Origin of the sequence: Mycobacterium persicum (assembly GCF_002086675.1) — a bacterium.
Lineage (GTDB): Bacteria > Actinomycetota > Actinomycetes > Mycobacteriales > Mycobacteriaceae > Mycobacterium > Mycobacterium persicum.
Genome location: NZ_MVIF01000019.1, coordinates 47,952 through 70,746, shown reverse-complemented (window position 1 = coordinate 70,746; position 22,795 = coordinate 47,952). Strand labels below are relative to the sequence as shown.

Sequence of the window (22,795 nt, the reverse complement as noted above, 5' to 3'; positions counted from 1 at the left end):
CATTGCTAGTGGTGGCAATGGTGTTACTGCTGTTGTTTGTTCAGCACGAACGTCGCGCCGCCTTCCCGCTTATCGATCTACGCTTGTTCACCGACCCGGTGTACCGGTCGGCGCTACTGGTGTACTTCGTCGTAATGTCCTGCTATTTCGGGACGTTGATGGTCATCACCCAGCACTTCCAGAACGTGCGCGGCTTCTCGCCGTTGCACGCGGGTCTGCTGATGTTGCCAGTGCCGGTCGGATTTGGGATTGCAAGTCTGCTTGCGGGGCGCGCGGTGGAACGCTGGGGTCCTCGGCTGCCGCTGCTGATTTGTCTGACAGCAATGATTGCCGGGTTGATGCTCTTCGGGATGGCGATTGGCCGCGTGATGCCAATCGTGATTATCGGACTGGCCTTGTTCGGTGCGGGGGCTGGCGGGTGCGCCACACCGCTGTTGAGTATCGGTATGACCGAGGTCGATGATCACCGTGCCGGCATGGCCGCGGGTCTGATCAATCTGCAGCGCTCACTGGGCAGCATTTTCGGCGTCGCCTTGCTCGGCTCCATCCTCGCGGGTTGGCTCAGCGCAACTTTGCCCGAGCGTCTGGATTCGGTGATCAGCGAACCGGGCGAACGCGCAGCGGTTCTTTCCTCCGTGGTTGACGGCGCAAATCCGCGCGCCCACGCTGCTGACATAGGACCTGGGCATCCGATGACGTCCGCGCAGGAGCAGCTGGTCGTGCGGGTCGCGGACAAAGAGTTCATTCGTGGGGTCCAACTCGCAGTTGCCGGCGCTGCGGTCTTACTCTTGGGCGCGCTCGTCCTCGGGTTGCGGCGGTTTCCGACCGGTCTTCCCGCCGCGCCGCAACGGGACTGAAAACTGTTATATAGCAATATGATTCGTCCGAGTCCGGAGGAGTCGCCACAGACTCGGAGGCGTGGTCTCAGCGGCGCACGGGCGGCGCGCGGAACGCCGGCTCCTGACACGGCTATTCAGTTTCCGGCGAACCACACGGTGGCCACCGCGCGGGTCTGCGGCGCCGGGAAATGGTCGGTGGGCGTGCCCAGTTGCCCCACCTTGACCGTCCATACCGGCGCCGAGCGGTCGATGCAGGTCCCGGCGCCCTGGCTGGGGAGCCATAAGACCGCGAGGTTCGCGTCGGGGGCGCCACATCCGTAGACACCGACGTAGCCGTCGTCGCGGCCGCCCCAGGCGCCGCCGTTGCGTAGCAGGCAACGGGTGCCGTCGTCGAGAAGCAGCGCGAACGGATCGGGCATGGCGATCGGCCGCACCCCTGGGAGCGGGTCGCCGTAGGTCACCCGATGCAACCGCTTGTCCCACGGATTATCAACGCACAGAAGCGATTGCGGCATCGATGGCCAGCAGGTTCCGGCATCGGCCGCGGTCGGCGAGCAATAGTAGATGTTGTCCGCCACCGCCGACGGCGACGCTGTCGTGCAGCTATCGACGGCAGTGACGTTGCCCTGCGCGGGGCCTCGCGGTACCCATTGATCGGCTGGCCATCGGATCCGACCGCCACCGCGGTGATCACCTGTGTGGGTGCGGGATCGGCAAGGGCCGATCCGCAGACCGACGAGATCGCGCGATCGATAACCATGGTGTCAATGGGTCCTCCCCGGGATCCGCGGGCGGTGGGGCGATGGCGTCAAGGTGCCGATGACACTGTTCGTGAGTGCTAGTGCTCCCAACTCAAGAGCGGCGCCGCGTTTGCGACGCGCCGACTTGCCAAGGCGCAGTGGGCCGTGGCCCAAATCTGACTCCGCAGCGCTGGTGTTGCTGTGCGGTTTAGGTCCGATCGACAAGTTGCTGCACTGTTGCTCAGAAGGCTTCTACTGCAGAGGTTTTCGTTGGCACACCCGGAATAGTTGTCGGCCACGCTGAGCGCCGAGTTCCGGCTCGGCAAACACGTGGACAGATATTGCCCCCGTTACGGATTGCGGCGACGGCTATCCGACGATTGTAGTGACGGCAGTGGAACCCGCAGCAGCTCAACCAGTTTCGTCAACCCAACGGTCACGGAGTTGACTGTCCGCCGCCGGATCCGCCGCCGGATACGGCGAGCCACCAGCATCGCGACGACACCGACCGCTACGTCGGCAAGTATCGCCCCGCGCGCTCGGCGCTGCCAGCGTGGCCTGCCCGAGCGGAGGCCGAGGCGGTAGCCGACGCCCAGCGCAATCAGCGACGCAGCGATAGCCGTCAACGCGGTCATGCATCGAGGATCTTGCGTCGCCGTCGCGGTTGGGTCACGGGTCAGGCACGCCTTGGCCAACACCGAACGGTGCTACCCACCCGAGTAACCGGAGCCGGTCAACGATCGATGCGGAAACGTTTGAGCCGCGAGCGCGCGCCCGACACCAATTCGACTCGGCTCCTTGGCAAGTGAAAGTGAGCTGCCAGCAGCCGGGCAACCGCTTCGTTGGCCTTGCCGCCGACCGCCGGCTCGGGCACGTAGATCGTCAGCTCGGCGCCGGAAACCGCCTCGACCCGCGGACCTTTACGGGAGCCGGGTTTCACCTTGACGACGACAATGTCGGCCATGCCGGTTGCCGCTAACGCGCCGCGGTGTCGCGCCCCGCGAACCGCGGAACCCGATCCGAGCACGCGCCCATCATGTGAGACCGGCGCAACGCTCGAGTAGCTGTGGCGAGGGCGGCTGCCGAAAGGCCAACACCATGTGTTCGCAGCCCAGCTGCTCGAATTCGGGCAACAACGCGAGTTGGTCGTCGACCTGTCCAGCCAAGGCCGGATGCAGGGGCACTTGCCCGGAACGGCGGACCTCGGCAGGGTTACGGTCTACATCGGCACAGGCCTTGTCCAGCCGGGCGTTGACGTCGCCCCACAACTGCGGGCCTTCTGCGGCCGACATGTTCCACTCGTCGGCGTGGCGGGCGATGAGACGCAGCATCTTTGGCCCGGTACCCGCTATCACGATTGGCGGGTGCGGATACTGAAGGGGCTTGGGCTCGCAGAAGGCGTCCTCGAGCCTGAAGAACTCGCCGGAAAAGTTCACCAAATCCTCGGTCCACAGCTTGCGGATCACCGTCAATGCTTCGTCGACCATCGCGACCCGGCTCGCTGGGCTCGGGAACGCGATCCCGTACCCACGATGCTCGGCCTCGTGCCATCCCGCGCCCATGCCGAAGTTGAGCCGCCCGCCGGAGATGTGGTCGACGGTGACCGCCATCTTGGCCAGAACCGCCGGATTCCGATACGTAACGCCGGTCACCAGGCACCCGATCCGAGCCCGTTCGGTAATCGCCCCCATGGCGGCCAGCGTCGTCCAGCCCTCGTAGGTCGGCTCGTCGAACTCCGATGGTCCAAAGAAGTGGTCGTAGTCCCAAATCCCTTCGAAACCAAGGTGATCGGCGCTTCGCCATAAATCTTTCAGTTCGGGGAATGCGAAACTCAGGTGGAACTTGACCGAGATCCGCATGCCGCGATAGTACGGTCAGCGCCGTGGTCGCGTGGCGCGTATGCGCGGCCAAAAGCCGGCGGTCAGCGTCAAGCAGGCCAACAGCTGGGCCGGAATGGCTACCATCTTCGTGTGCGCGCTCCGCTTGCCGTGAAGTCGGTTGAACAATTGTTGGTGGCTGGCGCAGTCTCCGCTGCGCTGACGATCACCGCGGCCGTGTTGCCGCCCGGCGCGCCGGGCGCCCCGCAGCGGGCCGGTGCGGCGAATTGCCCGCAGGTAGAAGTTGTCTTTGCCCGCGGCAGATTGGAGTCGCCGGGACCCGGCGTGATCGGCAATGCGTTTATCAGCACTCTCGGCTCCAAGGTTGGCGGTAGGAGCATGGGCAGCTACGCCGTCAAATACCCGGCCGACACCGAGGTCGACGTCGGCGCCAACGACATGAGCCGTCATGTTCAGTACATGATCAATGCCTGCCCGGCCACCCGGCTGGTGCTCGGCGGCTACTCCCTCGGCGCTGCGGTCACCGACGTGGTGCTCGCGGTGCCGATGTCCGCATTCGGGTTCGACAGCCCGCTTCCCCCGGGTGCCGACGAGCACATCGCCGCCGTCGCGTTGTTCGGCAACGGAAGTCAGTGGATGGGTCCGATCACCAACTTCAGCCCGCTTTACAACGACAGGACCATCGAGTTGTGCCACGGCTCGGACCCCGTCTGCAACCCGGCCGACCCGAACACGTGGAAGCAGAACTGGCCGCAACATAACCCCAGCGCCTACATCCAGGCGGGCATGGTCAACCAGGCGGCCGACTTCGTCGCCGGCAAGCTCTAGCGGGTGGATATCGGGCGGCTCGTCACGCGCTACGCCCGCCGCTTCAGTCGGGTGCACGCCGGTGCCCACTCGGTGTCGTCGCCGCTGGGCGCGTGGTTGCTCCTCGCCCTGGCCGCGCCGGTGGCGCGCGGTCGGGTCCGAGACGACATCGAGGGCGTTCTCGGCACCGACGCCAAGCAGGCGCGCCGGGCGCTGGACGAACTGCTCGCCGACCCGCCGGATGTCATCCGGGCCGCGCTGGCGGTGTGGGGTATCGACGACTGGCCCGGTGGTCTGCCGGCTGACATCGATGTGGGCCCGGTCCCCAGCCAGGAGCAAGCCGATGGGTGGGCTCGCGATCACACCGACGGGTTGATCGACCGTTTCCCCGGCGACGTGTCGGATATGACGGCGGTGTTGGCCAGCGCGCTGGCGACCCGCATCAGCTGGCGTCGACCCTACGAGGTCACCGATGCCCGCGAGTTGCAGTCGCCGTGGAGCACGCGGCTCACTGACGCGTTGACTCTCGGTGGCGCCGACGGTTACTTCACCGACGTCGCGGATGTGGGCGTGGTCGCGGTGCACCCCGCGGTCGGCAACGGTGGCCTGCACGTGACGTCGGTGATCGCGAGCCAAGAGGCTTCGTTCGAAGCAGTGCTGGCGGCCGCACACGACATCGCCCGGCGCGAGGCAACCGGTTCCGCGGTGCGCCGGCGTGCCTTGACGGACATGACGCTCGGCGACGGTGAATTCTGGACGATCACGCAGGAACATCGGCCCGGCGGTGACCAGGTCCGGGTCGTGTTGCCGGCTTGGACGGCCACCTCGAACCACGATCTGACCGCCGACCCGGACCTGGGTTTCGCCGCGGTGGGACGGGCACTCGCAGCAGCGACGACGATGTTGCCCGACATCCCGGACATCAGCGCCCGGCAGTCCGCGGCAGCTCGCTACGGCCGGTGGGGATTCGAGGCGGCCGCGGTCACGTCGGTTGCACTACGCAGCGCCATGGTGTCGTCGGGGCTGTCGCGGTCGGCGACGCTGCGTTTCGGCCATCCCTACGCGGTGGTGGCGGTGACCGGTGCGCGTCGGCGCGGTGATCCGTGGGCGGGTGTGCCGGTCTTCGCCGCGTGGGTGTGCAAACCTGCCGACGTCACGTCGACCGGCTAGCGGGCAGTCATTTGGGCTGCCGCCATTCGTTGATTTTGCGGCCCAGCGAGTCGGCCGCGCTCGTGGCGGCGCGCCCGACGCCGTCGACGAAGCCGCCGAGGCCGTCGCGGATGCCCTTGATCAGCGGGTCGTCGGACTGGTCGAATCCGTCGCGGTAGTGCCGGGCAGCCTGGCCCAGGTCGTCGGTGAGCGAGGACTTGTCGTCGTCGGCTCGGCGCGGATAGTCGCCGGACATCACCTTGCCGTAGCCGCCGGTGTCCACCCACTTGTTCAGGGCCGCGGCCCGCAGCACCGAAAACGGATGTGTCTGCAGTTCCAGGTTCAACAGCTTGAGCAGCCCGTCGCGCATGTCTCCGGATCGTTCGTACTCCCGCGCTTGGGCCAAAAAGGCCTCTGAATCCAGCTTGTCCAACCGGCTACCGCCGGCGAGCTTCATCTCGACCCGGATCGCGGTGTCCAAGTCCTGGCTACACAGCAACCCGGCCCGGTCGCCGGACAGCTCGGATTTGCGTTGCCACTCCAGCAGAGCGGCGATGATGGCGCGCAACGCCCAGCCGCCCACCGGCACAATGCCGAACGACCGTGCCAACCGCATCAGATGCATCATCATCGTGCGGTACACCGCGTGGCCGGACAGCGCGTGGCCCAGCTCGTGACCCACCACGAATCGGAGTTCGTCGTGGGTCATCAAGTCGTAGAGCCCGGAAGTGATCACGATGAACGGCTGCTCCATCCCGATCGTGTACGCGTTCACGATCGGCGATTGCACGACGTACAGCTCGGGCTTGGCCGGCGCGTCCAGAACGTCGGTGCATTCGTCCAGCAGGGCGTCGAGGTCGGCGAATTGGCGCGGCCCGACGCGGGCGGCGCTGGCCAGGTAGAGCAGCCGGTGTTGACGCTCGCGCAGCATTCCCGAGAGGAGTTTCAGGATCTGGTCGAAGCCCTTGAGGCGGCGCAGCGCCGATAACGCGGTCCGGTCGGCGGGATGCTCCCAGGCGCGCGAGCTGATGCCGGGGAAGGTGGTGCGGGTGGTTGCGGGTGTCTGAGACATGGCGCTCCCCTCGGTGTTCCGTATCAGGATACGGAGGCTGGCGCGGGGCGCCATTCAACTGGATGTGGGCGGGCTTTGGGGCTCTAGGCCAGCTCTAGGCCAGCTCTAGGCCGGTGCGTCGGCGCTGACCCATCCCGGGGTGGCGGGCACACCGGCGCCGACATCGTGGCCCATTGCTGCTGCGCGTTGACGACCCAGATATGCGGGATGACGACGCATTTCCGCCAGCATTTGACTTTCTCGGCGCTGGGCCGCAATCCAAGCCGGGTGTGACTCCAGACTGATCACCGTTGCCCCTGATGCCTTCGCCACGATTGTCTGCTCCTCTCATCCCACCGACTCAGGTTCACACGGCGCTGTGCAACGTAAAGTTAGGATTCTTAGCAAACCTGTGATCAAACCGTGTCTTTAGATAAGAATTAGCCATGAATTTCCGGGGGCGCCGGGCGTTTCCGCAGGTGTGGCGCCAACGGCGGCCCGCCGGTCGGTCACTGAACCACGTTGTTGCATTGCCGGCGGATCCGAAAACCGGAAGTTGATGATGCGCTGTGCTCGCTTTTGGGGCGAATTGTTATCGGCCGCAGCGAAAATCCGCGGAGACGTTAATTTGTGCAGTTGGATCTATTCACTGCGTGAGCAGTGCCACCGCACTCCAAGGTCTACGGCCCGGATGACGCGGATCAGGCTGGGGCAACCATGCGACTGCGCGCATGGATTTGGGCAACCGGTGAAATCGATTTGCGGCGGTAAACAGTGATTCCGATTCGGCTACTCGCCAGCCGAGGCTTTCAAAGAAGGCCAGCCCGTTATCAGGCGCGAACATGAAGGGCGCATTCTCCAGCATGCCGGCCATCCTCTTGTTCATCATCTTCTTCAGACCCGGACCGGCGAAATCGAGCATCCACCACCCGACTTCGGGTCGGCGGATCGCTTCCGAAAGCGCGACGACGTCCCGCTCGTCCAGATACATCAACAAGCCCTCGGTTAGGACCAGTGCATTGGCGGCGCCGTCCAGGGCCTCGGTGAGGAACGCCGTGCGAGCAAGCGGGTCGGCCAGGTCAACGGCGCTGCGAATCAATTGGCATCGCGGTGTCTGGTCGGCAAGCAATTCGGTTTTTTCGGCGAGCAACTGCGGCAAATCGGCTTCGATCCACCGCAGCCGGGAGGGCAGATTCAGCCGATACGGTCGAGTGTCCAATCCGGCGGCCAGGTTGAGCACCCGGTCACAGCCGTGCGCGATTGCCCTGGCAATGGTGTCGTCGATGATTTTGGTGCGTGCGACCAGCCACCAACCATTACGAAGTGTCCACGGGGCGTGCCGGACGATGGTGCGCCCGTGCTGACCGGCCAGACGCTGGGCAAGCGGGTCGCTGAACAATGCGTCGGGTCGGGCCGATTCGGTGGCCCGATGCAGGGCCGTCAACCTGGCCGTGTCGGAAACATGTGTGATGACGTACCCGTCGCCGCACTCAGAGCCTGACATAGAGGCGTTATAGCATCCCGGCGAAGTCCGCCGCGGTGCGCAAGCAAAGAGGATTTGGCGCGTCTGCCGCCGCGCTGATGTGTCGGGTACCGTGCGCTCATGGCCGATCGCAACCGCCGATTTCTGCTCCGTGAACGACCCACCGGACGCATCGGTGCTGACACCTTCGAACTCAGCGAGGCACCGGTCCCCGAAATCGCCGACGGGGAGGCACTGGTCCGCGTCTCCTGGATATCGCTCGATCCGACGAACCGCGCGTGGATCAACGACATGCCGTCCTATCTGCCGCCGGTCGGTATCGGCGAGGTCATGCGTGCGGGCGGGCTCGGTGAGGTCATCGCGTCGAAAAATCTCAGATACCCGGTCGGTCAGACGGTGCAGGGTCTGGTCGGCTGGCAGGAATACGCGGTGGTCTCCGACGCGATGCCGTTGCTTCCGGTCGACGTCGCCGAGGGCGTCTCCCCCAGCGCTTACCTCGGCGCACTCGGGATGACCGGGCTCACGGCGTGGATCGGGATTCGCGACATCGGCAAGCCGCGGGCCGGCGAGACGGTGGTAGTGTCGGCCGCCGCCGGAGCCGTCGGCTCGGTTGCCGGCCAGCTCGCCAAAGCCGACGGGGCACGCGTCGTCGGGATCGCCGGCGGCCAGGAAAAGTGCGCATTGCTTACCGAACAGCTTGGCTTCGACGCCGCTGTCGACCACCGGGCCGACGACTGGCCGGCACAACTGGCCGCCGCCACTCCCCACGGCATCGACGTCGACTTCGAAAACGTCGGCGGTGACATCATGGATGCGATTTTCGCGCGCCTCAACATGGGCGCGCGCATCGCGCTGTGTGGCCTGATCTCGGGCTACAACTCGGCCGAGCCCCCACCCGGACCTCGGGCATTCGGCAACTTGCTCGTCCAGCGCGCGACGTTGCAGGGCTTCATCATCCTCGACCACCTGCACCGCGCACCGGAGGCGATAGCGGAGATCTCCGGGCTTATCGCCCAGGGAAAGCTCACGCCACTGGAAACCGTAGTGGAGGGCTTCGAGCAACTACCCACCGCGATCAACATGCTGTTCGACGGCAAGAACATCGGCAAGCTCGTGGTCAAGGTGCCCGGGTAACCCAGTCGATCGCGGTTTGGCGCGGTACGGCGCCGGTTGTCGTGGGCTGCTATCGTCCCTGGCTTATGCCTGAGATGGATCGTCGTCGCATGATGCTGATGACGGGCTTCGGTGTCGTAGGCGTGCTGGGGGTGGCGAATCCGGTTCCCAGGGCGCATGCAGACCCGGCCCGACGCGGCGCGCCGGAAGGACGAACGCCGATGCCCGCGGCGCCGGCACCCAACGGTCAGGCGGGCAACTACGTTTTCCACGACGAGTTCGACGGCCCCGCCGGTTCGGCACCCGATTCGTCGAAGTGGACCATAGCCCGGGCGCGCGAGCAGATGAAGGACCCGACGTACTGGGAGCGCCCCGAGAACGTCGGGCAGTACCGCGACGATCGCCAGAATGTGTTCCTCGACGGCCATTCCAACCTGGTCATCCGTGCCGCGAAAGACGGCGGGACCTATTATTCGGGCAAGCTGCAGAGCCCGTGGCGGGGCGGTATCGGCCACACGTGGGAGGCTCGCGTCAAACTCGACTGCCTGACCGCCGGATGTTGGCCGGCTTGGTGGTTGTCCAATGAGGACCGCGGCGAAATCGACATCCTCGAGTGGTATGGCAACGGCAGCTGGCCGTCGGCTACCACCGTCCATGCCAAATCGAATGGCTCCGAATGGAAGACGCACAATATCGCGCTGGACAGTGGGTGGCACACCTGGCGATGCCAATGGGATGACAGCGGGATGCGGTTCTGGCAAGACTATGTCGACGGCGCGCAGCCGTACTTCACCGTGGCGGCGCATTCACTGCCGGACTGGCCGTTCAACGACCCCGGCTACACCGTGTCTCCGGTGGTGAACCTCGCGGTCGCCGGCTCCGGCGGCGGTGACCCTGGGCCGGGAACCTATCCCGCCCAGATGCTGGTCGACTGGGTCCGGGTCTGGTAGTCACAACGTCGCGACCACGAGGACTTTCGACGGGTCCCGGGGATCCACCCGCACCGGCACCTCGGCGCCGACCGCGAGATGCGGTGCCGTCGACAGCTCGAGCGCGATGCGCCGCGTCGCGCGATACGAATCACGTTCTGGCAGTTTGACATCCAGTTCCAGCTCGTGCCAGGATCCCAGCGTTGTGGTCGCGACGTTGCGGCGGATCCCGACGATTGTGGCCACACCCGCCAAGCCGTCGCGCAGCAACCGTTCCAGGTCGGCGTTGAGCGTGTTGAGTTCGGCGACCGCGTCCCTTGCCCGCTGCCGGTCAGCGCGCGTGACTCGTTGGCCCGCAGCGGCTTTCCTCGCTCGCCGCAACCAGTTCATGTCCGTCAGGGTAGGGCGCCACGCGGTGCTCGTCGATCGGGTCGGCTGGAACCTGGAGCCGGCGCGAGCCGGAACACAGTACCGTTGCCGCATGTTTCGCATGACGGTCCAGGACGTGTTCTACATCCGCGGTCGCGGGATCGTGGCCACCGGCCGCGTGGAGTACGGGCAGTTGCGGGTCGGCGACGAGGTGCGGATCAACGACGGACCCGGGGTGCGGGTCGACGCCATCGAGGCGTTCCGCAAGAAGCTGGATACGGCGACCGCCGGTGACAACGTCGGCCTGCTCTTCAAGAAGCTCAGCAACCGCGACCTGGCCGCCGGGGACGTGATCACCTCGGCGGCGGGTGTGTTTCTGGCGTAAAGCGTGCCTTCCCGGCGGTGTCCCGCCCGCCTGCGTCTCCTCCGGCAGCCGGCACGCGTTGTTGGGATCGGTAGCGGCCTCACGGCCCTGTACTTGTCGCAACGACGACGCCACCGAGGCGGCGCCTCACGCGAAAGGAAGAGCCCATGAACATCATTCCCGCCGGCATCGCGGAAAAGATCAACCGCGTCGATCGCCAACCAAGCCTGGCGATCGGCATCAGCCTCGCCCTGCTGGCGGCGTGGTCCTTCTACCGGGTGATCTGGCTGCTGTACCTCTCGATGACGTTCGGCTGGTTCATGGGTTCGGTGGCTTTCCAGTTCGTGCTGTGGACCGTGACCGGCGCCGTCGCGGCGATCGCGGCCACCGGCTTCCTGACCCGCTACTTCAAGGGACCTGGCGGCGCTGACCATTGATGGCTGGCGGCGGCGAACCGTGCCGGACCCGAACCGGGTTCGGCACGGTGCCGTTTGTGGGCGGGTCAGCGGTTGGAGATTCGGCGCAGCGTGCTGTCGAAGAGGGCATCGAAGGATTGCTGGTGCCCGGTGCTGGCCGTGCCGCTCAGAATCAGTCCCGAAGTGCGCGCGTAGGAGTAGTAATCGGTCCGGGCGGCGTCCGGCTCCCCGCCAATGGTTGCGGTGATCGAGTACCGGAACCGCTGCGGTCCGTCGGCGGAGTGCGAATCCTCGAGGATGCGCACCTCATAGGAGCCGACGGCGGCGCTGCTGAAGCGCAGACACCGTGATACCAGGCCGGTGAACGCGTCGAATCCGGTGGGGTCGAATTCGCGGCCGACCATGAGCCGGATGTCTCGACGGTCGGCGACCTCGGGCGGATCGGCGGGGTCGTGCCCGAACACCTCGGCCGCATCGAAAGCGCCGGTCGAGGCGACCCCGACCACCGCGAAGCATTCGACGGGACTGAAGCCCAGGCCCTCATCGGACACGTGGTATCTGAAGTACCCGAACGTATCGGACAGTTCCTTGATATCGCTGACGGTCCACGAGGCAGGAAAATCGGTCGGTTTGGGCAGCAACTCCGCCAATTGTTGGTCGCTCAACGAGGCCAGCTTCGGTGCAAGTGGGCCCGGGGCCGCGGGATTGCTATGCCGTCGGGCGCTGAGCACCCCGGGTGCGGTGATCACGATGGCGGCCGCTGCCAGCACGCACAGCGCAGCCGCGATCACCCATGGGCGCCACGAGAGTCGGTTCATAGCGCGCGTAGCCGTTGCAGCGTTTGGCCGGCGAGCTTTTGCACCAGATCGAGCTCGGGACCCTCCATATAGATAGTGCATTCGAGTAGTACGCCACGTACCGCGTAATACGTGACGTGGTAGGTCGACGAAGGGTCGCGGCTACCGATCGTGGTGAACGTTCGGGTGACTGTGACGGCGGCATCGGCGCCGGCGGCCGTGCGCGCTCCCACCGCAGTGGTGACGGTCCGATGGTTTTTGACTCGGCCATCGAAGAAATAGTTGGTGACGCGATAGGAGGGGCAACGGCCCAGCCAGTCCAGGTAGTTCGCGATCCGTGCCGCCGCGTCGAGGACGACCCAGATCGCGAAGCGGGCGTTGGGTCCGTGCTCGCGGCCTTCGCCGGTCGCGGCGAAATCGGCCGACGCCGCGTCCTGAACGAATAGTTGGGCGTACCGGTCGACCTGGACGTATGCGGCCAACGCACCCCCGGCATGGTCCAGGATCGTGGGAATGTCGCCGCAGCCGCCCGGTTCGTAGGCCGCTGCCGGGTCCTGACGGGGCGCCGTACTCAACGCCCCCGGATCTGCTGGCGCGGCTCGCCGCAACCGCCCCGTCAACGAATATCCCCAGTCGGACGGGAAGTCGGCGCCGGCGGGCAACGCCGTCGCCAGGTCCCAGTCGGTTCGCGATGCCAGGTTCGCCGGGGCGGTATCCGAGCGGGGAGCCGTCACCAGAAACGCCGCACCGCACGCGCCCAGCACGGCAAGCGCGGCGGCCCCTACCACCCGGGGCCATGGTTGGCTGCGCGAAGGAGCGGGTCCTGCGGCCTGGGATCCCATTCGCGACTCCTCCCGCGGGCCGGCCGGTGCGATGTCCGCATCGCCACCGGGGTTCGCCGGCGTAACACTATCGCGGCCGCCCGGCCGTCAACCCGATCGACACAGTGTTCTGCTTCGGCAGTAACGGCTGCCACGGCGTCGTTGTCCCGGCGCTTCGGCGTTTCGTTACCGTCAGGCCTGAACCAGCTCTGGGTGAAATCTGGCCACCATCCGACGTAATCCCTCGTGCCAGTCGACTGTGGTTGCGCTGCCGATGAGTTCGCGCATCCGGGTCAGGTCGACGGGATTCCCGCGCAGCGCCCGATCGCTCTCGGTGAACATCGGCTCCTTGTCGATCAGGGTGCCCAGGTAGGCGCACCACTGCTGGATGCTGACAATCTGGTCACCGGCCCAGTTAACCGTTGTCGCCGGAATCGACGCCACTGCAAGCAATTTCGGGATCATGGCGACGATGTCATCCTGATGTATCGGGTTGTAGTTTGCGGATTCGCCGGGCGGAACCGGGATCGGAATGCCGGCGAGCATCATCTCCATGTGGAAGTACGGCCACCCGCCAGTGTCGCCGTACGGTACGTTGAGGCGGGCGATGGTGGTGGGTACCTCCAGGATCCGTGCCGTCGACCGGGCGACCGCCTCACCGGCGATCTTGGAGATCGAATACGTGGGGAACAGGAACCGGTGGTTGTCGCCGAGAGCCGCACGCTCGGTGCGCGGCAGGTCGTTCGGCGGATCGTAGACGGCCGCCGATGAGCAGTGCAGGAACGCCTTTGCACCGCGGCACCGGGCCATCAGCGGACCAATCGACTCCGCGTTGGCGCTGAGGTCCTGGTCTTCGTCGATGCGGTGGTGACTACATCGTGCCGAACGTCGGGCGCCGGCCACCCCCGATCACCTCCGGGACGGCATGTGGCCCGCAGACTTTCGCGCATTCTGCTCATCGGCGCGGTAAGGTCCCCTCATGGCGTACCGGGGTCGCATCGACTTGCGGCTCGCCAGCCGGGTACTGCTGCTTCAACTGGTGCTCGTGACGCTGACGTTGGTCGTGGCATTCGCGTTGTTCGCCCAGTTCAATCGGCACCGCCTGGACCTTCAGTATGGTGTTCACGCGTTGGACATCGCGCGCGTGGTGGCGTCGTCTCCGACGGTGCTCGCCAACATCTCACGCTACGACCAGATCCCGTTGGCCCCGAGCGCCGCAGTGGTCGACGAGCTGGCGTCCGGACCGCTGCAAAGCGTTGCCTCACGAGTCGAGCAACGCACCCATGTGCTGTTCGTGGTCATCGCCAACACCCAGGGCATCCGGCTGGCGCATCCGCGTCGCGACGAGTTGGGCGGCCGGGTCAGCACCGATCCCGGGGAGGCGCTGGGCGGTCACGAACAAATAGTCCACCAATCCGGCACCCTAGGGCGGTCGATCGTCGCGAAAGTGCCTGTGGTGGAACCCGGTTCGAATCGGGTGCTGGGAATGGTCAGCGTCGGCATTTCCACCAAGGCATTCGACGAGCAGTTCTCCAAGAATCTGCGGGTACTGGCCCCGTTGGGAGGTGCGGCGCTGCTGATCGGTGTGGCCGGGTCGGTGGCGCTGGCCCGCCGCTGGCGCGGGCTGACACTGGGTCTGCGGCCGACCGAGATGGCCGAGATGGTCCGCACTCAGGCGGCCGTGCTGCACGGTATCGGCGAGGGCGTTCTGGCGGCCGACGAAAGCGGAAGCATCACCTTCGTCAACGACGAGGCGTGCCGATTGCTCGAGATCGGCAACGACGTGGGCCGCCGCATTGACGAGATCGGGCTGACCCCACGCGTTCTCGATGTGTTCACCGCGGCCGAGGCCGCTCCCTCGCTGGCCACGGTCGGCCAACGGATCGTCGTGGTCTCGGCGCGAAGGGTATCGCGCGACGGGCGCGAGCTGGGAACGGTATTGGTGGTGCGGGACCGGACCGATGTCGAGTCGTTGACCCGCCAACTCGACGCGGTGCAAGTGATGAGCACCGCGCTGCGCGCGCAACGCCATGAGTTCGCCAATCGCCTGCACCTGCTGAATGGGCTGTTGCACACCGGCCACGTCGAGGAGGGATTGCAGTATCTGGAGGAGCTGTTAGGGTCGGGGCCGCTCGCGTCGGCAGTACCCGGTATCGACGCCATCCGAGACACCCATCTGCAGGCGTTTCTGGCGGCCAAGGCCGCGGCCGCCCGCGAGGCCGGGGTTACGTTGCGGATTGGCGAGAACACCTGGATTACCGGCCGCCTCGAGTCGCCCGTCGACGTCACCACCGTGGTGGGCAACTTGCTGGACAATGCGATCGACGCCGCCCGCGTGAGCCAAAACGCTCCCAGAGAAGTGGAAATCGAGCTCCTGCAAGAGGGTTCGACGTTGCACGTCACGGTGGCCGACAGTGGCGACGGTGTGGCGCCCGAATTCGTCGAGCAGCTGTTCACCGAGGGCACCACGACGAAGCGGGACTCCGGAATACCGGGCGGGCGGGGCATCGGGCTTGCGTTGTCACGCCAGATCAGCCGTTCCCGGGGCGGCGATCTTTGGCTGTCGAGCCGGGGCGACCCGGCATCACCGCTGCGAGGCGCAGAGTTCATCGCCCGGCTGCCGGGCGTGCTGGCCGAGGAGGGGCAATGGGTGGCTCAGACCTGACCGTGCTGGTGATCGACGACGACTTCCGCGTCGCCAACATGCATGCCGGAGTCGTTGCCGCGATGCCGGGTTTCGCGGTGACCGGTACCGCCAACACCGTTGCGGCCGCGCGCGAGGCACCTGCCGTCGACCTGGCGCTGGTAGACGTCTACCTGCCCGACGGCTCCGGAATCGATTTCGTTCGCGAACTGCGTTCCGACAGCATGATTTTGACCGCGGCGACCGAAGCCGAGACCGTCCGCGCAGCCATGGCCGCGGGCGCGTTGAGCTACCTCGTCAAGCCGTTCTCGACCACCGAGCTTGCCGCCCGGCTGTCCGGCTACGCTCGCTACCGCAAGATCCTGGCGGGCGCCAACCTCAGTGCCCGCGACGTCGACGCGGCGCTGGATGCGCTTCGCCCCCGCCTGGCCCAGGCCCAGTCCTCGGCAACCGCGGCCTCCCCCACCAAACAGCTTGTGCTGCAGGCGTTGAAGAAGTCACAGACACCCATGTCGGCGGCCGAAGTATCAGCAGCCATCGGCATATCCAGGGCCACCGCACAACGCTATCTGGCGGCGATGAACTCCAGCGGCGACGTGAGCGTTGGGCTGCGCTACGGCGCCACCGGCCGGCCCGAGCAGGAATTCGCGGCGATCGTCTCGCGCTGAGCGGGTCAACAGACCAATACGGCGGCGGCCTACGCGGCCCGTCCAGCGGTTCGGAGGCCGGCCAGCCCGTGGTTGCGGCCCGGCTGGTGGGCGAAGTAGTCGGCGTCCGTGCCGTCGGGCCGGGCCGCGGCCGGATCGATCGCACCGAGATTGGATGCCACGACGGTGCCCGGGCCGCCGGCCGCCACCGTGACCAATCGCTTGGCCAGTCCCTTGGGCAGTAGCGGCACTAGCGGCATGAGTGCCCACCGCGCGCTGGGCTCGTGGCGGTGGCGGATCAGCGCTTGTTTGATGGTGGCCCGGATGTCCCGTAGGTCTGTCGGTGCGGGTAACTGCTCGACGGTGATGTCGGCGTTGGTGACCGCGTTGGCCCGGGTATCGCCGGGGATCCGTTCATTGACGGGCATCGCCAACGTGAGCGAGCCATTTTCGGCGACCCGCCCCACCCGTTGTGCGAACCGAGCCGCCACACCGGTCACCCGACGGCCATTCTTGGACGCCGCAGGATGCAACCATGACTTTATTCCTGTCTGATTTCGGGTGTGATTCGGAAATTATTTGGTGACCGGAAAATTGGGTTCGCCAAGAAATGGCCGATGGTGATTGCGTGACAATCGACCGGCCCGCGGGCTCACCAGGCCAGCCACGGGTTGGTCATCGGAAAGAGGGCCAGCAGTACGCTCTCGGCGGCCGCTTCATCGACCTCGGTGTAGGACTGGGCGACTTGCCTGAACGCCGCGCCGGTTCGCATCAGTTCTTCCTGCGCAGCCTGGTTCAGTGCCAGTATCGAAGCTGCTTGGGTGCAGAACCCCGCCACCGCCTGCGCGGAGACCTCATCCGCCCCGGCGGGAGCGAGGCCGGTCACCGAACTCGCCGCTGCGGCGGCGGCCTGCAGGGAGCGGATACCAAGATCGGCCATTTGGCTACCGATGTCGGCCACCACCGGATCAAATGATATGGGCTGCATTAACGTACTCCTCGTCTGCTCGTGTCGAATTCGTCTGCCCGGCGGGAAAGTGACAGAACGGCAACTCGAGAATGGATATTCAATCCGCACCCATTGACCTTTCGCGCTGCTGATCGCGAATGTCTTCGGTGCTTGTGAGACCGAATTTAAGACGTCGCTGCGCTGGTGTCGCGCTTGTAGGCGATACCCGGCATAAGTGACGATTTCCGGCTTGTGCGCATTATGCTCAAGCACGGTGCCGGTAGCCGGAGCCCGGTGATTGCGCCGCGCGACAGCACAGCCGGCGTGGTGTGCTGCGTCACAATTGGCCCCAGCGATTCCGGCAACATGCCCAACGGCGCCGTCACTAAACCGTCCTGAAAAGAAAGTGCCTGGCTAGGGCTCCACGAGGCCTTAGAATTGAACAATCGTGCAGCGCAGCTGTACCGGAGTTTGCGGCAGCAGCCGCGCCACGGGCCCCGCTGATCGTTGAGTTGCTAGGCGGTCACGACCACGGTCATGTCCGCGCACAAATACATAGGAGCAGCAGGCAAATGGACACCATGTCACACGACCCGTCGGCAGGCGATATTGGTTCGCAGTTGGTCGACATCGGCAGCCAGGGCATCAGCGCGGGCAGCACTGCGGCGATGACGGTGCTGACTGGCCTGATCCCCGCAGGCGCTGAGGAGGTCTCGGCGCAGGCGGTGATGGCGTTTGCGCAGGAGGCCGCCTCGATGTTGGCGTCCAACGTAGCGGCGCAAGAAGAGCTGATGCGGACCGGTTCGGCGCTGACCAACATCGCCCGGATGTACGGCGACGCCGACGACAGCGCCGCCGACGCCCTGGCCTTCCGTGGTGCGGCGATATCCCGTTCGGGCGCGGGTGGCGCCGGGGCAACGCTTGCCCCGGGACTCATGGGCCCCGGGGCAGTACAGGCAGCGGCTGAATCGGTGGCGCGCGCGCCGCTGATGTCGCAGATGGTGGAAGCGTCATCGTCGCCGATGGCGTCGACCGTTGCCAACGCCGGATCGTCGGCGATGAGCGGCGCGGCGCCGCTGAGCAGCGGAATGGGCGGCGGCGCACCGGCCGGCGGCGCCTCCAAAGCAGGTCTGACGTCAGCTACCGGACCCGCGGATCAGGACGAACGCGAACGCGACGAGCAGGCCGACGCGCAATCCGGTGAACGCCTGGCCTGACAAGCCCCGTCGGTCCCGCAATAATTCCCTAGCTGACTCCGCGCATCCGTGGCGAGCGCTCGGCCGACTGCATGCGGTAGTCAACAGTCGCACGCCACGGTTCTGTTTGCAGCGCATCTCCTACGCTTGCGCTGTCCCGTGGTAGCGCAGGAAGCGAAAGAGAGGGCGTAGTGACCAACCCGGACATGGCCACCATCTTGCGGGAGATGAAAATCCCGGAGCGGTTGACCGGCAGCCAGGCGCTGCGCGACTTCTTGCTCATCTACATCGATGACCAGGAGTCGCTGGCGAACAACCCGGAACGACTCAAGCAGTTGAACGGCCTACTCATACTTTCGCACCTGGAGGTGGTCAACGCTCTCGGGTCGCTGGAATCGGCCGCCGCTGAGCAGCACGTGGAGAGGTTCCGCAAAGAGATCAACCGAAAACACCGGAAACGCTGGTGGTTCTAGCCTGGGTCATGCATCGTACGGTGAGGTGTGCGCTGGATCGTCGACGGTATGAACGTGATCGGCAGTCGCCCGGACGGTTGGTGGAAAGACCGTCACGGCGCCATGGTCGCGCTGGTGGGCAAGCTGGACCGGTGGGCCGCTGACGTGCGCGGCGCGCGCGGTCACGCGGTGACCGTGGTGTTCGAGCGGCCCCCGTCCAGGCCTATTCGCTCTTCGGCGGTAGAGGTGGCATATGCACCCGAAGCCGCTGCCAATTCGGCTGACGACGAGATCGTCCGGCTGGTGCAAGCCGACGCTCAACCGGATGCGATTGCCGTCGTGACGTCGGACAAGGCGCTGACCGACCGGGTCCGGCAGTTAGGCGCCACCGTCTACCGGGCGGAACGTTTTCGAAGTCTCATCGACCCGCCCGCCCCCGGACCCGAAGGCCACTGCCGGGTTCAATGACGACGCGCACCGCAGCACGGGGTCCAACCAGGGTGGGTGGTGACGTTCACGCCGACCCCGGCCCATTGGCCTTCGCGATGATCCGTCTCGACCCATGCCGCCCGAAGGGCGACTGGCCGGTGGGTCTAAATGCCGCTCATCTAAGGACATCGCGCCCAGTTAGCGGCAGGCCGGTGTAGTTCTCCGCCAGCCCTATCGCGGCGGCGTCGCTCGAGTACAGCCATTGCAGCTGAGACTGCTGTAACTGGGTGTCGAACGGGTCCCCGGTGGTGTGCAGCATGGTCGTCATCCACCATGAGAAGTGGGTATATCGCCACACCCTGCGTAACGCGGCCAAGGAGTAAGCGTCGGCCAGTTCGGGCTTGTTCCTTCTGACCAACGCGCTTAGCGCGGGAGCGAGCAGCGCGACGTCGGCGATGGCCAGGTTCAGTCCTTTGGCTCCGGTGGGCGGCAGGATGTGGGCGGCATCACCCGCCAGGAACAACCGGCCGTACCGCATCGGGGCCTGCACATAGCTTCGCATCGGCAAGACGCTGCGCTCAGCAATCGGGCCGGGGCGTAGCGACCAGCCCTCGATGCCGTCACCGAGTCGGCGTGCAAGGGCATCCCAGATGCGTTGGTCAGTCCACAAAGCGATGTTGGTGTGGTTGGGTACTTGCAGATACAGCCTGCTCACCGTGCTGGAGCGCATCGAGTGCAGCGCGAAACCTTCCGAATGCCACGCATAAATCAGTTCGTCGGTCGACGGTGCCACATCGGCCAGGACCGATAGCCACGAATAGGGGTAGACGCGCTCCCAAACCTGTTTGGAGCCGTCGGGTACGGCCACGCGGCTGGGTCCCAGCGACCCGTCGCACCCGACGATCGCATCGGCGTCAAGCCGGTGCGGCACCCCGGCGCCGTTGATGAATGTGAGATACGGCCGTTCGGTGTCGATGTCGTACAAGGTGGCGTCGGCAACCTCATAAAAGATGTGTTGACCGTCGGCCTGGCGGGCGGCAATCAGGTCGCGCTGGAGTTCGGTCTGTCCGTAAACCCACACGCTGCGCCCCACCAGGTTGACGAAGTCAAAACGCTGGCGTTGGCCTTCGCACTGCAGATAGATTCCGCCATGCTCGATTCCTTCCTGCGTCAGCCGCCGGCCCAGCCCCACCGACTGGAGGAGCTGGACGGAGCCGTGCTCCAGGATGCCGGCGCGGATGCGCCCCAAAACATAGTCCCGGGAACGGGTTTCGATAACCACGGAGTCGACGCCCTCGGCGGCCAGCAGGTGTGACAGCAGCATGCCGGCTGGACCGGCTCCAACGATTGCGACCTGGGTGCGCACGGTTCAAGTCAACAACAGGGTGGACAACTTACAAAGAACGGGAGCGCAGGTCTCGGCCTTGACGCGTCGCCGGGCAGCATCACAGCTGGACATTCTGTTGGCCATCGGCACTTCGGCACGCGGGAATTTGCGCATATCGCGTCGCTGAACGACCTTGGTGGTTTACGTGGGCGCCGGAAGACGCGGAATGCTATTCGCCCTGGCAGTAGTGCACCGGCGCAAGCGATTTCAGAGCGACGGCAATCTGTGACGGCGATCGATCTTCCATACCGAAACAACGGGAATGGAATCTCGCTGGATGGTGCGCTAACTCGCCCAATTTTGCATAGGGCGACCGTGAAAGATCCCGGGCAGAAAATACTCAGTAAGAACGATAACCGACTGACCGTCTACGATCATGTGATACCGCCGTGCAATGACCGGTGCATGTCGTTTTCGTTTGGAAGTTGAGACCAGCCATGCGGGCAACTCCGCCACCCACACTTCAGCCGTCTCCTTGAACATTTCCAGGCAACTAGCTACCATCAGCTCGCCAATGGGATGGTCCGTCTCCGTTAGTGTTGTCAGAATCGTCGTTGGTAGGAGATCCATCGCGATCAAGGCTTCGGCGGCTATAAATTCTTCGCCGGAACGGAGGCCTTTGAGTATTGTTTGGCGCTGCAGAATTCGGCTATCTGGTAGTCGCTCTAAGTCAGGTATTTCAGGCGCGGTGGGATGAATCTGTTGACTGATAATATCCACAACGATCTCATCATTCGTGATGATCTTGAGGATCCTCGTCAGAGTGCCGTTCGTCGCTAAAAGGATTTGCAAGTCACGGTCGAGCTTTCGTATCTCTATGTCGGACAACATGGTTCGCGTCATATCTGTTCTCCTGCGACCAGCCCAAATACATAAAACCCGCCTGCGGGCTCGATATATTGAGCGCATTCTTGGCTTGCCGGGAAATTAACTAGAACTGCCGTCGTCACACTCGCAATTCGCGACGGATCACTGGTGCGGTTAACGGCAATCAGCGTCAACAGGATTGATGCAGCTATGATACGTCGCCGGGAGCAAACTCGCAAGCTAAGCAACGGACCCATAAAGGTTGAACTCAAGCGCTCGATAGCAGCGCATTCGACAACATCGGCGGGTACCGGGAAAGGCCTTTGATCACGAAGACCTGCCGATCGGCGACCGCATCGGAAATTGCGGTGTGTCATCGCGTGGCTTCAGCTGCGTCGTAGTCGGCGAGCACCTCATTGGCGATGCGAAAAGCGTAATTCACCTCCGGTACACCGACATAGATCGCCAGATGTAGCAACAGCTCCTTGATCTCGTCGTTGGTGAGGCCATTCCGTCGTGCGGCCCGAAGATGCATGGGCAAATAGTCAGGGTGTCCGCAGGCGACCAACGCGCTCAACGTGATCATCGATCGGCTGCGCCTATCCAGCCCGGGACGGGTCCAAACGCTGCCCCACGCATAGCGGGTGATCATGTCCTCGAAGTCGGCGGTGAAGGCTGTCTTCTCGGCCATGATGCGGTCAACATGTGCGTTGCCGAGGACCTCGCGCCGCACGGCAATGCCTGCCTGATAGGCGTTGTCCCGGGTATCGATACGGCTGAGTATGAGGTCAGCGACTTGCTCAGGTGCTTCGACGGGGGCCAGGTGACCAACTTCATCGAGGACCACCACCCGGCCGTCGTTGACCCCGGACACTAGCGGGCGCAAGCATTCCGGTGGCGTTACACAGTCCTCGCCACCCGCGACCGCCAGGACAGGTGTGCTGATGTGCGATAGCCGGCCGGTGACATCGAAGTCTGCCAGCGCCTCGCATGCCAGAGCATAAGATTCGGCGTCGGTCACGCCGAGCACGTCGAGCAGCCTTGCGACAACCGCCGGCCGACGCTCGACGAACCTGGCGGAGCACCAGCGCTTAGGTGCGCACTCTGAGAGCGCGCTGATACCTTCTTCCCGAACCCGCGCCGCGCGGGTTTTCCAATCTTCGGGGGTGCCGATCGTCGCGCCGGTGCAAAGCAATGTCGCGGAAGTCAACCGGTGAGCCGCATCGAGGAGTAATTGAAGTCCGACCGCCCCGCCGATGGAAACCCCCGCGTAGTGAAAAGTACCCGCATCGGCGATCTCGTCGGCCAACGTCAATACCCCGTTCGCCAGCTCGGCGATGGTGAACGGTGATGTGGCTGCGGGGCTGTTTCCGTGGCCGGGCAGGTCCCAACCCACCACGCGCACGTAGTCAGCGAGCCGTTGGGCCGCGGCCGCCCATAGGGTGTTCGCCGACGTGCCGAGGGATGGTCCGAGCAGTAGCACGCCTGCGTCGTGGGGACCGCCGAAATCTGTTGCGATCAGGCGTGGGACCGGCACGTCGCCTCCTTGAGCGTTCAACCGTCGAAAC

At 65.1% G+C, this 22,795-nt stretch carries 26 protein-coding genes and 2 pseudogenes; 12 read left to right on the top strand and 16 right to left on the bottom strand.

The window, feature by feature from the left end; translation table 11 throughout:
- Positions 1-857 (top strand): MFS transporter (locus BST40_RS09150; protein WP_142276717.1); only part of this gene is annotated, 857 nt, incomplete at its 5' end.
- Positions 858-973: 116 nt separating this feature from the next.
- On the opposite strand, the gene BST40_RS31540 is transcribed toward BST40_RS09150, so the two are convergent.
- The 4 genes from BST40_RS31540 to BST40_RS09130 form a co-directional block, all read right to left on the bottom strand.
- Complete coding sequence (locus tag BST40_RS31540; protein ID WP_241780229.1) at positions 974-1,354, bottom strand: hypothetical protein; 381 nt, start codon at positions 1,352-1,354, stop codon at positions 974-976.
- A gap of 575 nt (positions 1,355-1,929) precedes the next feature.
- Positions 1,930-2,214 (bottom strand): hypothetical protein, encoded by a 285-nt coding sequence (locus BST40_RS31065; RefSeq protein ID WP_075546769.1) that lies wholly within the window; start codon positions 2,212-2,214, stop codon positions 1,930-1,932.
- 98 nt (positions 2,215-2,312) lie between these two features.
- Positions 2,313-2,543 carry a DUF167 domain-containing protein gene (locus tag BST40_RS09135; RefSeq protein WP_075546768.1) on the bottom strand — a complete coding sequence of 77 codons (231 nt, stop codon included), beginning with the start codon at positions 2,541-2,543 and terminating at the stop codon, positions 2,313-2,315.
- 70 nt (positions 2,544-2,613) lie between these two features.
- Positions 2,614-3,438 carry a TIGR03560 family F420-dependent LLM class oxidoreductase gene (locus BST40_RS09130; protein ID WP_075546767.1) on the bottom strand — a complete coding sequence of 275 codons (825 nt, stop codon included), beginning with the start codon at positions 3,436-3,438 and terminating at the stop codon, positions 2,614-2,616.
- Positions 3,439-3,549: 111 nt separating this feature from the next.
- Between BST40_RS09130 and BST40_RS09125 the strand changes: the two genes are divergently transcribed.
- Positions 3,550-4,245, top strand: a complete 696-nt coding sequence (locus BST40_RS09125) for a cutinase family protein (RefSeq protein ID WP_075546766.1) — start codon at positions 3,550-3,552, stop codon at positions 4,243-4,245.
- A 3-nt stretch (positions 4,246-4,248) separates the two neighbouring features.
- Positions 4,249-5,394: a hypothetical protein gene (locus BST40_RS09120; RefSeq protein WP_075546765.1), complete on the top strand. Its 1,146-nt coding sequence runs from the start codon at positions 4,249-4,251 to the stop codon at positions 5,392-5,394.
- Between the two features lie 7 nt (positions 5,395-5,401).
- Here BST40_RS09120 and BST40_RS09115 read toward each other — a convergent pair whose 3' ends face one another.
- The 3 genes from BST40_RS09115 to BST40_RS09105 form a co-directional block, all read right to left on the bottom strand.
- On the bottom strand, positions 5,402-6,445 hold the full coding sequence (locus BST40_RS09115) for a M48 family metallopeptidase (protein ID WP_075546764.1): 1,044 nt from the start codon (positions 6,443-6,445) through the stop codon (positions 5,402-5,404).
- A gap of 105 nt (positions 6,446-6,550) precedes the next feature.
- Complete coding sequence (locus BST40_RS09110; RefSeq protein ID WP_082275366.1) at positions 6,551-6,757, bottom strand: hypothetical protein; 207 nt, start codon at positions 6,755-6,757, stop codon at positions 6,551-6,553.
- Between the two features lie 313 nt (positions 6,758-7,070).
- Positions 7,071-7,928, bottom strand: coding sequence for a class I SAM-dependent methyltransferase (locus tag BST40_RS09105; RefSeq protein ID WP_075546763.1), 858 nt, complete (start codon positions 7,926-7,928; stop codon positions 7,071-7,073).
- 99 nt (positions 7,929-8,027) lie between these two features.
- On the opposite strand from BST40_RS09105, the gene BST40_RS09100 reads away from it, so the two are divergent.
- Both BST40_RS09100 and BST40_RS09095 read left to right on the top strand, forming a co-directional pair.
- Positions 8,028-9,041 carry an NADP-dependent oxidoreductase gene (locus BST40_RS09100; protein WP_075546762.1) on the top strand — a complete coding sequence of 338 codons (1,014 nt, stop codon included), beginning with the start codon at positions 8,028-8,030 and terminating at the stop codon, positions 9,039-9,041.
- Between the two features lie 65 nt (positions 9,042-9,106).
- Positions 9,107-9,970 carry a glycoside hydrolase family 16 protein gene (locus tag BST40_RS09095; RefSeq protein ID WP_075546761.1) on the top strand — a complete coding sequence of 288 codons (864 nt, stop codon included), beginning with the start codon at positions 9,107-9,109 and terminating at the stop codon, positions 9,968-9,970.
- On the opposite strand, the gene BST40_RS09090 is transcribed toward BST40_RS09095, so the two are convergent.
- Complete coding sequence (locus tag BST40_RS09090) at positions 9,971-10,339, bottom strand: hypothetical protein (RefSeq protein WP_075546760.1); 369 nt, start codon at positions 10,337-10,339, stop codon at positions 9,971-9,973. It abuts the gene before it with no gap.
- A gap of 91 nt (positions 10,340-10,430) precedes the next feature.
- Between BST40_RS09090 and BST40_RS09085 the strand changes: the two genes are divergently transcribed.
- Both BST40_RS09085 and BST40_RS09080 read left to right on the top strand, forming a co-directional pair.
- Positions 10,431-10,703 carry an EF-Tu/IF-2/RF-3 family GTPase gene (locus BST40_RS09085; protein WP_075546778.1) on the top strand — a complete coding sequence of 91 codons (273 nt, stop codon included), beginning with the start codon at positions 10,431-10,433 and terminating at the stop codon, positions 10,701-10,703.
- A gap of 146 nt (positions 10,704-10,849) precedes the next feature.
- Positions 10,850-11,119, top strand: coding sequence for a hypothetical protein (locus BST40_RS09080; RefSeq protein ID WP_075546759.1), 270 nt, complete (start codon positions 10,850-10,852; stop codon positions 11,117-11,119).
- A gap of 65 nt (positions 11,120-11,184) precedes the next feature.
- Here the strand turns inward: BST40_RS09080 and BST40_RS09075 are convergent, their stop codons facing one another.
- The 3 genes and pseudogenes from BST40_RS09075 to BST40_RS09065 form a co-directional block, all read right to left on the bottom strand.
- On the bottom strand, positions 11,185-11,916 hold the full coding sequence (locus BST40_RS09075) for a hypothetical protein (protein ID WP_083154052.1): 732 nt from the start codon (positions 11,914-11,916) through the stop codon (positions 11,185-11,187).
- Complete coding sequence (locus tag BST40_RS09070; protein ID WP_075546757.1) at positions 11,913-12,737, bottom strand: hypothetical protein; 825 nt, start codon at positions 12,735-12,737, stop codon at positions 11,913-11,915. The genes BST40_RS09075 and BST40_RS09070 overlap by 4 nt, the downstream gene beginning before the upstream one ends.
- 171 nt (positions 12,738-12,908) lie before the next feature.
- A pseudogene (locus tag BST40_RS09065) lies at positions 12,909-13,568 on the bottom strand (NAD-dependent epimerase/dehydratase family protein); the annotation flags it as partial.
- A gap of 127 nt (positions 13,569-13,695) precedes the next feature.
- Between BST40_RS09065 and BST40_RS09060 the strand changes: the two are divergent.
- Positions 13,696-15,381, top strand: a complete 1,686-nt coding sequence (locus BST40_RS09060) for a sensor histidine kinase (protein WP_183155003.1) — start codon at positions 13,696-13,698, stop codon at positions 15,379-15,381.
- A complete protein-coding gene (locus BST40_RS09055; protein ID WP_075546756.1) occupies positions 15,363-16,028 on the top strand; it encodes a response regulator in 666 nt (221 codons plus the stop codon). Before BST40_RS09060 ends, BST40_RS09055 begins: the two co-directional genes overlap by 19 nt.
- An 89-nt stretch (positions 16,029-16,117) precedes the next feature.
- Here the strand turns inward: BST40_RS09055 and BST40_RS09050 are convergent.
- Positions 16,118-16,507, bottom strand: a pseudogene (locus tag BST40_RS09050) (hypothetical protein); the annotation flags it as partial.
- A 152-nt stretch (positions 16,508-16,659) separates the two neighbouring features.
- Positions 16,660-16,971, bottom strand: coding sequence for a PE family protein (locus tag BST40_RS09045; protein ID WP_241780228.1), 312 nt, complete (start codon positions 16,969-16,971; stop codon positions 16,660-16,662).
- A 557-nt stretch (positions 16,972-17,528) separates the two neighbouring features.
- On the opposite strand from BST40_RS09045, the gene BST40_RS33160 reads away from it, so the two are divergent.
- The 3 genes from BST40_RS33160 (at position 17,529) to BST40_RS09030 (ending at position 19,072) form a co-directional block, all read left to right on the top strand.
- Positions 17,529-18,173, top strand: a complete 645-nt coding sequence (locus tag BST40_RS33160; protein WP_075546753.1) for a PE family protein — start codon at positions 17,529-17,531, stop codon at positions 18,171-18,173.
- A 170-nt stretch (positions 18,174-18,343) separates the two neighbouring features.
- Positions 18,344-18,625: a hypothetical protein gene (locus tag BST40_RS09035; RefSeq protein WP_075546752.1), complete on the top strand. Its 282-nt coding sequence runs from the start codon at positions 18,344-18,346 to the stop codon at positions 18,623-18,625.
- A 27-nt stretch (positions 18,626-18,652) separates the two neighbouring features.
- A complete protein-coding gene (locus tag BST40_RS09030) occupies positions 18,653-19,072 on the top strand; it encodes an NYN domain-containing protein (protein ID WP_075546751.1) in 420 nt (139 codons plus the stop codon).
- Positions 19,073-19,208: 136 nt separating this feature from the next.
- On the opposite strand, the gene BST40_RS09025 is transcribed toward BST40_RS09030, so the two are convergent.
- From BST40_RS09025 to pcaDC, 3 genes are all read right to left on the bottom strand, one after another.
- Positions 19,209-20,399: a 4-hydroxybenzoate 3-monooxygenase gene (locus BST40_RS09025; RefSeq protein ID WP_075546750.1), complete on the bottom strand. Its 1,191-nt coding sequence runs from the start codon at positions 20,397-20,399 to the stop codon at positions 19,209-19,211.
- Positions 20,400-20,705: 306 nt separating this feature from the next.
- On the bottom strand, positions 20,706-21,263 hold the full coding sequence (locus tag BST40_RS09020; protein WP_075546749.1) for a chorismate--pyruvate lyase family protein: 558 nt from the start codon (positions 21,261-21,263) through the stop codon (positions 20,706-20,708).
- Positions 21,264-21,600: 337 nt separating this feature from the next.
- Positions 21,601-22,764 (bottom strand): bifunctional 3-oxoadipate enol-lactonase/4-carboxymuconolactone decarboxylase PcaDC, encoded by a 1,164-nt coding sequence (gene pcaDC, locus BST40_RS09015; RefSeq protein ID WP_075546748.1) that lies wholly within the window; start codon positions 22,762-22,764, stop codon positions 21,601-21,603.
- Between the last annotated feature and the right edge of the window lie 31 nt (positions 22,765-22,795).